The organism is Methylomagnum sp. (genome assembly GCF_054333355.1).
Window position 1 is genome coordinate 1 of record NZ_JBTEKS010000166.1, and the last position, 9,101, is coordinate 9,101.

Sequence of the window (9,101 nt, forward strand, 5' to 3'; positions counted from 1 at the left end):
CGCGACGAGGGCGACGATGGCCGCGACAGCCTCGACCGGCACGGCGGCAGCGAAGACTCGACGCTGTCGGTGCCCGACTGGATCAACCAAATCCATACCCTTTTCCCCCAGGAAACCATCGAGCGCCTGGAGCGCGACGCCATCGAGCGCTACGGTATCGACGAAATCGTCACCAACCCGGACGTGCTGGAACGCGCCATCCCCAACCCGGCCCTGCTGGAAGCCGTGCTGCGCACCAAGCACCTGATGAATCCCGACGTGCTGGCGATGGCGCGAAAACTCGTCGCCAAGGTGGTGCAGGAAATTATGGAGAAACTCGCCAAGGACATCGAACGCTCGTTCAGCGGCGTCAAGCGCAAACAGCAAGTGGTGCCGACCGGCGCCGCCAGCCAGTTCGCCGCCGGGGAAACCCTCCGCCGCAACCTCCGTCACTACGACCCGGCCACCCGCCGCCTGATCGTCGCCCGGCCCTGGTTCCACCACAACACCCGCCGCCGCCTGCAACGCTGGCAAATCATCCTGCTGGTGGACCAGAGCGGCAGCATGGTGTCGTCGGTCATCCATTCGGCGGTCACGGCCTCCTGCCTGTGGGGGCTGCCCGGCGTCAAAACCCACCTCATCGCCTTCGACACCGAAGTCGTCGATCTCACCGACAGCGCCGAAGACCCGGTGGAGGTGCTGATGAAGGTGCAATTGGGCGGCGGCACCTACATCGGCAAGGCGCTGGCCTACGCGGCGGAACAGATCGAAGTGCCGACCCGCGCCATCGTCGTGCTGGTCAGTGACTTTTACGAAGGAATGCCCGAATACCAACTGGTGTCGCTGACCAGTTCGCTGGTGGCGCAAGGCACGAAAGTGCTGGGGCTGGCGGCGCTCAACGATCAGGCCGAGGCGGATTTCGACCGCAATCTCGCGCAAAAACTGGTGGACGCGGGGGCTCACGTCGCCGCCATGACGCCCGGCCAATTGGCGGCATGGCTGGCGGAGAAACTGGGATGAGCCGGGAAGACCTGTTGCGATTATCCCCGGAAGCCCTGGCCCAAGCCGCCAATCTCGGGCTGGTCAAACGCGCCACGCGGGAACTGGAGGGCGGCTACCGGCCCACGCTGGCCCTGGACGACACCGGCACGCTCACCGCCACGTTCAGCGATGGCGTCGTCACCGTCTGGGAGGCGGAAAAGCCCATCCAGCACACCCGGTGCAGTTGCGGCGCGGCGGGCGTGTGTCGGCATCGGATCATGGCCGCGCTGGCCTACCGGGCGGAAGCCGAGTCGGCCCCGCCGCCGCTGACCTCGCCCGCCCGCGTGGACGACGCCACCCTGGCCCGGCTGATTCCGGCCCGTGTTTTCGCGTTGGCGGAAAGCCGCAAGCTCGGCGGGTTGGAAATCGAAATCCGCCGCGCGGCCAGCGGCGAACCCTGCCCGACGGCGCGGCTGCCCATGGCGACGGTGCGGTTCTGGGGCGGCGCGGCCATCGAAGCGGCCTGTTGCGATTGCGTGGACGCGGCCTGCTGCGAGCATGTGGCGCTGGCGGTGTGGGCGTTCCGGGAGGCGGAGCGGACGGCGCCGGACGTCCCGCTGACACGGGTTCGGCTGGGCGAGGCCAAAGCGGCGGCGGGCTTCGACGCGGCGCCGTTCCACGCCCTGGTGGACAGCCTCGCCCGCCACGGCGTCAAGCGCGGACTTTTCCCCCACCGGGAAAGCTTGACCTGCGCCTTGGAAGCGGCGGAGCGCACCGGCGCGGTCTGGCTCAGCCTGTTGCTGGGCGAACTAGACGCCTGGATCAGCGCCTACGCCGCCCGCAGTGCCCGCTACGATGTGGCCGAGGGCTTCCAACTCATCGCCGAATTGGCCCTGCGCCTCGCGGCGGGCGGGCAACCGGGCCGGGCCAAGTCGGCGCTTGGGCTAGGCGAAGCGGCGGAGGTGGAATTGGACCGGTTGCGCTTGGTGTCCCTGGGCTGCCGCATCGACCGCGACGGCGACACCCGCCAAGCGCGGCTGATTCTGGCCGACGGCGACACCGGCACCCGCTTCGTGCTGACCCACGCTTGGCAAGTCCCGGACGGCACGGCGGATGAAGCCGGCCCGCTGGCCGCGCAACGCCTCGCGCCCGGCGTGAAGCTGCTGCCCCTAATCAGCGGGCAATTGCTGTCCCGCCAAGCCAAGCGCCGGGCCGACGGCACGCTGATTCTCGCCAAGGCCCGCACCGCGCAGAACAGCCTGCTGCCGCAAGTGGCCGACTGGTCCAGCCTGGGCCGGCCGCTGTGCTTCGAGCGGGTGGCCGACCTCAAGCAGGAACGGGAGGCCCACCCGATTCCGCAAGTCCTGCCGCGCCATGCCGCTGGTCGGTTCGCCGTGCTGCGGGTGGCGGGCGTCGAAACGCTGTTCTATGACCCCCACGCGCAAGCCCTGGTCGCCATGGTGCTGGACGCCAACGGGGAGTCCGTGGTTCTCAAGCGCGAGCATCGCGGCCATGCCCGCCATGCGTTGGATGCCATGGCCGGGGCGTTGACCGGGCGTTTGGGTGAGTTGACCCACGTCGCGGGCGTGGCGTCTTGGCGCAATGGTCAGGCGTGGCTGGACCCGTGGGCGTTCGCCTGTGGCCGGGTGGTGGTGCCTGATTTGGAACCGGCGTGCGGCGCGTTGGCCGATGTGGCGGCGGGACTGGCGGGCGAGCCGGAAGCGTCCGGGGTGGCGGGGGTGCTGGACGAGTTGGCAGCGGCGTTGGCGGACCTGTTTCACCACGGGCTGGCGGAACTTGGGCAGGGCTGGCACGAGCGCTGCCGGGAACTGCGCGGGCGCTTGGATGGCCTACCGCTGGCCGTGCTGGCGCGGGAGTTGGCGGCGTTCAGCGACGAGGCGCGGCGGGTGGCGGCGTCTCCGCAGGATGGCGACATCGCGGCGGGGTTGTTGCGGCTGGTGGGATTGGTCGCGCTGCATCGGGAGGCGGCGGGGCGGGGCGGCTAAGGATTTGGCCGAAAACAATTTCCCGGAATCGAGAAACCGGCGGTTGTGGAGCTGTGGGGTTGTGGGAGTGGCCTTCAGGCCACGACCAGGCGCGGAATAGTCGCGGTCTAAAGCCTGTCCTGAGCGAAGCCGAAGGGACCGCTCCCACGGTGGTCAAGGGGAATAATTGCCTCTAGCGACGTGAAAATACATCGGGGCGAGGGGTAATTGTTGGGACTTGGGCGGGGGTTAGTTCACCGACAGTTCATCTTCATTTTCGTACTCTACCGTCAAGCCCTCACCCTCATGGGCACCCCAGCGGAGAAAACGAAAATGCGCAACATCATCCTAAGCATCAGTTTGGCAGCCATCGTCGGCGGCGCGATTTTTATGGGCATGCCGAAAGTCGGCCCCACCGATTTCGTCAACGCCGCCCCCAGCACCAGCCAAGCGCCCACGTCCCAAAACAAAAGCCGCCTCGTCGTGGTGAAGTCGCCGGTGCTGACCCTCGCCAAGAAAACCACCGCGCTGCTGGGCTTAACCGATAACGCTTGGTAGGCACGTTCACAACAACGCCGGATCGCTCCGGCGTTGGTTCTGCATGTAGGCGGCAACCCACGCCCGCCAGTGAATCCCCGCCCCGCCGTTCCCACGTTCCCATGCCGGCCCCAACCATTTGGATCACGCCAGACTCTTCATCGCCACTTCATAGACATCCTTGGAAATATTCGCTGTCCCGGCGATGCGCTGCAATTGCTGGCACATCAGCCGTTGCCGGTCGCTGTCGTAGCGGCGCCAAGGCGTGAGGGCGGTCAGCAGCCGGGCGGCGATTTGCGGGTTGATGGCGTTGAGTTCGATGACGTGATCGGCCAGGAAGGTATAGCCCGCGCCGTCCTTGGTATGGAAATTCACCGGATTCGATTGCGCGAAGGTGCCGATCAACGAACGCACATGGTTGGGCGTCTTGAGATCGAAAGCCGGATGCGCCAGCAGGGCTTTCACCCGGTCCAGGGTGCCCGGCAGATAACAGGTGGCCTGTAACGTGAACCACTTGCCCACCACCAAGTCCTCGTTCTTCCATTTTTCGTAGAACTCCGTCACGCACGCCTGTTTGTCCGGGTTGCCGCTGTTGACGATGGCGGACAGGGCCGCAATCCGGTCGGTCATGGTCCGGGCTTCGCGGAATTGCCGCAGCCCGAGCTCATGGACTTCTCCCGTGTCCAACTCGCTCAGATAGGCCAGACAGGTGTTTTTCAGGCGGCGGCGACCGACGGTCTCGGCGTCGAAGCGGTCGAACTCGTCTCGGTGGTGGGCTTGGTAAAGGCGCTGGAAGTCCGGGGCCAACAATCGGGCCAGTTCCCGCTTGACGTGTTGCCGGGCGGCGTGGACCGCCTCGGGAACGATGAGTTTCATGGCCGCGCTGACGTACTCCTCCGCAGGCAGGGTCAGCAGCAGGGCCAGATAGGAGAGGTCGGTCCATTCGCCCCCCAGCAAGTGACGGAACGCCTTGACCAGCATCGGTTCCAGCGGGGCGGCGCTCAGGCTGGTGGCTGGTTGCTCCACCAGCTTCAGCATGACCTGGGTGGCGAGTTGCTGCCCGGCGTCCCAGCGGTTGAAGAAGTCGGAATCGTGGGCGAACAGGAACGCTAGCTCCTCGTAGTTGCGTTCCTGGTGCAATTTAACCGGGGCCGAAAAGCCCCGCAGCGCCGAGACCACCGGCTTGGCGGGCAGGTTGACGAAGCGTAACCGCTCCTCGGTCGCCTTGAGGTGCAGCACGCGGGTCTTGGCGGGAAGCGGCGCCGCTTCTCCGGCCAGTTGCAACGGCATTTCGGAGCCGTCCGGGGCCAGCAGCCCCAAGGCCAGCGGGATATGAAAGGGCTGTTTGTTGGATTGGCCCGGCGTCGAGGGGCATGATTGGCGGATGGTCAGGTCCAGGCATTGTTGCTCGGGGTCGTAGGCGGCGTGGAGGCGCAATTCCGGGGTGCCCGCCTGGCTGTACCAGCGGCGGAATTGGGTCAGGTCCACCCCGTTGGCTTCTTCCATGCACTTGACGAAATCGTCGCAGGTCACGGCCTGCCCGTCGTATAGCTCAAAATACAAGTCGGTGCCCCGGCGGAAGCCGGCCTTGCCCAGCAGGGTGTGCAGCATCCGCACCACCTCCGCGCCCTTTTCGTACACGGTCAGGGTGTAGAAGTTATTGATTTCAATGTAGGACTCGGGCCGCACCGGGTGGGCGAGGGGACCGGCGTCCTCGGTGAACTGGCGGGTGCGCAGCATGTTCACCGCGTCGATGCGCTTGACCGGGCGGGAGGTGCGGTCGGCGGAGAATTCCTGGTCGCGGAACACGGTCAGCCCTTCCTTCAAGCTGAGCTGGAACCAATCCCGGCAGGTGATGCGGTTGCCGGTCCAGTTGTGGAAATACTCGTGGCCGATGACGCCCTCGATGTGTTCGTAGTCGAAGTCCGTGGCGGTGTCGGGGCGGGCCAGCACGTACTTGGTGTTGAAGATGTTCAGCCCCTTGTTCTCCATCGCGCCCATGTTGAAATGGCCGACCGCGACGATCATGTACAGGTCAAGATCGTATTCCCGGCCATAATTCTCTTCGTCCCAGCGCATGGCGTTCTTGAGGGACTGCATGGCGTGGCCGCATTTGTCCAGATCGTGCGGCTCGACCAGGATTTGCAGGGTGATTTCACGGCCCGAGGCGGTGGTGTAGCGGTCTTCCAGGCAGGCCAATTGCCCCGCCACCAGGGCGAACAGGTAGGAGGGCTTCTTGAACGGGTCTTCCCATTTCACCCAGTGCCGCCCCTTGCGCAGCTTGCCGCTGGCGATCCGGTTGCCGTTGGACAGCAGCACCGGATAGCGGGCCTCGTCGGCCACCAGTGTGGTGGTGTAGCGGGCCATGATGTCGGGCCGGTCGGGGAAGTAGGTGATCTTGCGGAAGCCCTGCGCCTCGCACTGGGTGCAGAACATCCCGTTGGAGAGGTATAAGCCTTCCAGCGCGGTGTTGGCCTTGGGATTGACGCGGGTGACGATTGCCAGGTCGAAGGGGCGATCCGGCAGGTTGGGCAACATCAAGGCTTCGTCGGCCAGCCGGTATTGCTGGCTGTCGAGCGCCCGGCCATTGAGCTTGACGGATTCCAGCGCCAGTTGCTCGCCATTGAGTTCCAGGGGCTTGGCTTCTCCCACCGAATCAGGATTGCGCCGGACCCGGAGCTTCGAAGTGACCCGGGTATTCTCCTCGTCGAGTTCGAAAAGCAAATCGACCGTCTCGATCAGATAATCCGGCGGGGTGTAATCTTTCAGGTAAACGGTTCTGGGGGTGGATTCGCGCATGGTTCTGTTCTCGTTGTGCGGCGCTAAATCGGATTCCCCGGCATCAAGCGCGGGGAACCTGCGTATGAGGGTGTTTGGTTCCTTGCCCAACAGGCTTCGCCAAGGATAACAAGGCCGGACCCCGAGTCCCAAGCCCCGCCTCCGATCCTCTGCTTTGTGAGGCGTTGTGGGTTGATTTGATTTTTCCGTTGGGCGAGAGTTCGCCGGAAAAGGCCAACGCCCGTTGAGTGCCTGTTTAGGTTGTGTTTATCGGCTTCCAAGCCAAGAATTGAGATTGAGGATATTCCGACTATGTCAGATGCAAGCGAAACCCTAATCGGCCATCTGTTGGAGATACGGCCGGGTCGATTCCTGGGGAAACTATTGACCGAGAAGGAAGATTTCCGGCCCACCATCGTCATGGATGGCAAGCCGGAAGTGGCCGGGCAGGTGGGGGCTTACGTGGTGGTCTGCCAACACGGCTATCGGGTGCTGGGCTTGGTGAACGAAATCAAGGCGGATCCCAGCGACCGCACCGGGGGGGAGGGTTCGCGCCGGTCGGCGGCGGGCAGCCTGCTGCTCATCACGCCGCTCGGAGAGATGGCGCCGAAAGGCGGCGGCTTTCGGCGCGGGGTCCGCAACTTCCCGACGCCGGGGGCTGAAATCCACATGGTGTCGGCGGGGGAGATCGGCGGCATTTTCGCCAGCAATCGGCAATATGGCTTCACCCCGGCCTATCTCCGCGCCTTCCCCACGGTGGGCGTGCATGTCAATCCCAACGCCATGTTCAGCCGCCATTTCGCCATTCTGGGCCAGTCGGGTTCCGGCAAGTCCTGGTCCGTCGCCAGCCTGATTCAGCGCATGGTGTCCGCCATGCCCAAGGCCCACGTCATTTTGCTCGACCTGCACGGCGAATATTATTGGCGGGATCAAGGCAAGGCCGAAGCCTGCTCCGCCTTCGACCCCGAATGCACCCGCTACCTGGACGCCCGGCGTCTGGAAATCCCCTATTGGTTGATGACTTTCGCCGAACTCTGCGACCTCTTCATCGACCGCAACGACCCCGGCGCGTCCGTCCAGATGGCGTTCCTGCGGGAAGCGGTCTTGGAATTGAAGAAGGTTTCGGCCAGGGCGCTGCAAATGGTAGCGGTGTCGCTGGATTCCCCGGTCTATTTTTCCTTGCAGGAGGTTTACAAGAGCTTCAAGGAGGCCAACGAATTGCGCACCGATTTTGGCAAGACCAAGGGTCCGCTCTACGGCCAGTTCGACGAATTCCTGGTCAAGCTGCAAAGCCGCATGACCGACGCCCGCTATGATTTCTTGCTGAATCCCAAGCGGCGCAACAAGTCCGAAACCATGGCCGGCCTGCTGCGGGACTTCGTCGGGCTGGGCAATCCCAAGCGGCAAATCACGGTCATCGACCTCAGCCCCGTGCCTTTCGACGTGCGGCCCACGGTGTCCGCCCAGATTGGCCGCCTGGCGTTCGAGTTCAATTACTGGAACCCCAAGAACCGCGAGTTTCCCATCCTGCTGGTCTGCGAAGAGGCCCACGCCTACATTCCCCGCGAAGGCAACGCCCAGTTCGAAGGCACCCGCAAGTCCATGGAGCGGATCGCCAAGGAAGGGCGCAAATATGGCGTCGGATTGGCGGTGGTCAGTCAGCGGCCCAAGGATTTGTCGGAAACCGTGTTGTCCCAGTGCGGCACCTACGTGTGCCTGCGCATCACCAATCCCGACGACCAAGCCTATATCCGCAAGCTGGTGCCCGAGGGCGAGGCCGACCTGGTGGATATCCTCGCGGCGCTCGGGCGGGGCGAGGCCATGATTCTGGGCGAGGCCATTCCGCTGCCCACCCGCTGCCAGATTTTCAAGCCCGATCCGCCGCCCAACAGCAACGACGCGGACTTCCACGAAGGCTGGACCACCGGCCCGGACGATTTGGATATGGATGCCATCGTGGACCGCTGGCGGGCTCAGGGGCGGTGAGTGGCCGGTTTTTAGCTCTCGGCCTGAAGTTCCGCCGCGCCATGGGGCGGGAACGGCTTGGTGGTTGCGGATGTTGTCGGTGGAAATGGCAACACCGCTGCCATGTCGGAGCCCGGGAATGTTGGGCATGGCAATACGTGCCCAACCGTACCCGGCTGGTGCCCGGCAAGAATGTTCTGGAAGTGGAAAGGAAGCTGGAGAAAGCCACGCCGAAGGAGTTTATGAAGGATGCCCATCATTTATTGATTTTGCATGGGCGGTATACCTGTGTGGCGCGGAAGCCGAAGTGTGGGGTTTGCCCGATTGAGGAGCTTTGTGAGTATTCGGATAAGATTACGGATATATAGGGTGGGTTAGGTGCGCATTGCGTTGGGCTCGCAATCTTCCACGAGGTTTCCGCGCACCGTAACCCGCCGGACCAGGGCTGTGCGGTGGGTTACGGCGCACGGAAACGTGATCGTGAATTTCGGCCTTTTGGTCATGTGCGCCTAACCCACCCTATGAGCTTTTACCCGACATTTCCGGTTCCGGCAAGGATGCGTCGGGCAAGTGCACATGCCTGACCTGCATAGCTACTGAACCCAATAAATCAAATTAGTTGTGTTTTTAACCGAAACACTAAACGAATTAGCAAAGGCTTGCGCAGTTTTTCGCCAAAATCGGGCAATTCTTTCATGCAAGCGACAGAACCCTCTTTGATGTGATTTATATACTAGATATGTACCCAATGCCATAAAATGGTATTTTAGCTAAATTGATTAGCCATCGTCCGGCCATGGAAACCACTTCAGCCAATGATCTACGAAAAGTTCAACACTATCACCGATGACCGTATTATCGCCTCCTTGATAGGGA

At 63.3% G+C, this 9,101-nt stretch carries 5 protein-coding genes and 1 pseudogene; 5 read left to right on the plus strand and 1 reads right to left on the minus strand.

Features of this window, described 5'->3' with window-relative positions; translation table 11 throughout:
* The 3 genes from ACXWUF_RS13230 to ACXWUF_RS13240 form a co-directional block, all read left to right on the plus strand.
* The coding region (locus ACXWUF_RS13230; protein ID WP_458495140.1) for a VWA domain-containing protein at nt 1-999 on the plus strand (999 nt) is incomplete at its 5' end.
* Nucleotides 996-2,966 (plus strand): hypothetical protein, encoded by a 1,971-nt coding sequence (locus ACXWUF_RS13235; protein ID WP_458495141.1) that lies wholly within the window; start codon nt 996-998, stop codon nt 2,964-2,966. The genes ACXWUF_RS13230 and ACXWUF_RS13235, both read left to right, overlap by 4 nt.
* Before the next feature lie 312 nt (nt 2,967-3,278).
* Nucleotides 3,279-3,503: a hypothetical protein gene (locus tag ACXWUF_RS13240; RefSeq protein ID WP_458495142.1), complete on the plus strand. Its 225-nt coding sequence runs from the start codon at nt 3,279-3,281 to the stop codon at nt 3,501-3,503.
* 123 nt (nt 3,504-3,626) lie between these two features.
* Here the strand turns inward: ACXWUF_RS13240 and pepN are convergent, their stop codons facing one another.
* Nucleotides 3,627-6,281, minus strand: coding sequence for an aminopeptidase N (gene pepN, locus ACXWUF_RS13245; RefSeq protein WP_458495143.1), 2,655 nt, complete (start codon nt 6,279-6,281; stop codon nt 3,627-3,629).
* A 291-nt stretch (nt 6,282-6,572) separates the two neighbouring features.
* Here pepN and ACXWUF_RS13250 point away from each other — a divergent pair, with 291 nt between their 5' ends.
* Entirely contained in the window at nt 6,573-8,246 is a 1,674-nt protein-coding gene (locus tag ACXWUF_RS13250; RefSeq protein WP_458495144.1) for an ATP-binding protein, read from the plus strand.
* A 137-nt stretch (nt 8,247-8,383) separates the two neighbouring features.
* A pseudogene (locus ACXWUF_RS13255) lies at nt 8,384-8,593 on the plus strand (endonuclease III domain-containing protein); the annotation flags it as partial.
* Nucleotides 8,594-9,101 lie beyond the last annotated feature (508 nt).

What these genes read in the sequence shown, in the direction of transcription:
- ACXWUF_RS13235 (WP_458495141.1), top strand. Translation starts at nt 996, where the DNA reads ATGAGCCGGGAAGACCTGTTGCGATTATCCCCGGAAGCCCTGGCCCAA.
- ACXWUF_RS13240 (WP_458495142.1), top strand. Translation starts at nt 3,279, where the DNA reads ATGCGCAACATCATCCTAAGCATCAGTTTGGCAGCCATCGTCGGCGGC.
- pepN (WP_458495143.1), bottom strand. Translation starts at nt 6,281, where the DNA reads ATGCGCGAATCCACCCCCAGAACCGTTTACCTGAAAGATTACACCCCG.
- ACXWUF_RS13250 (WP_458495144.1), top strand. Translation starts at nt 6,573, where the DNA reads ATGTCAGATGCAAGCGAAACCCTAATCGGCCATCTGTTGGAGATACGG.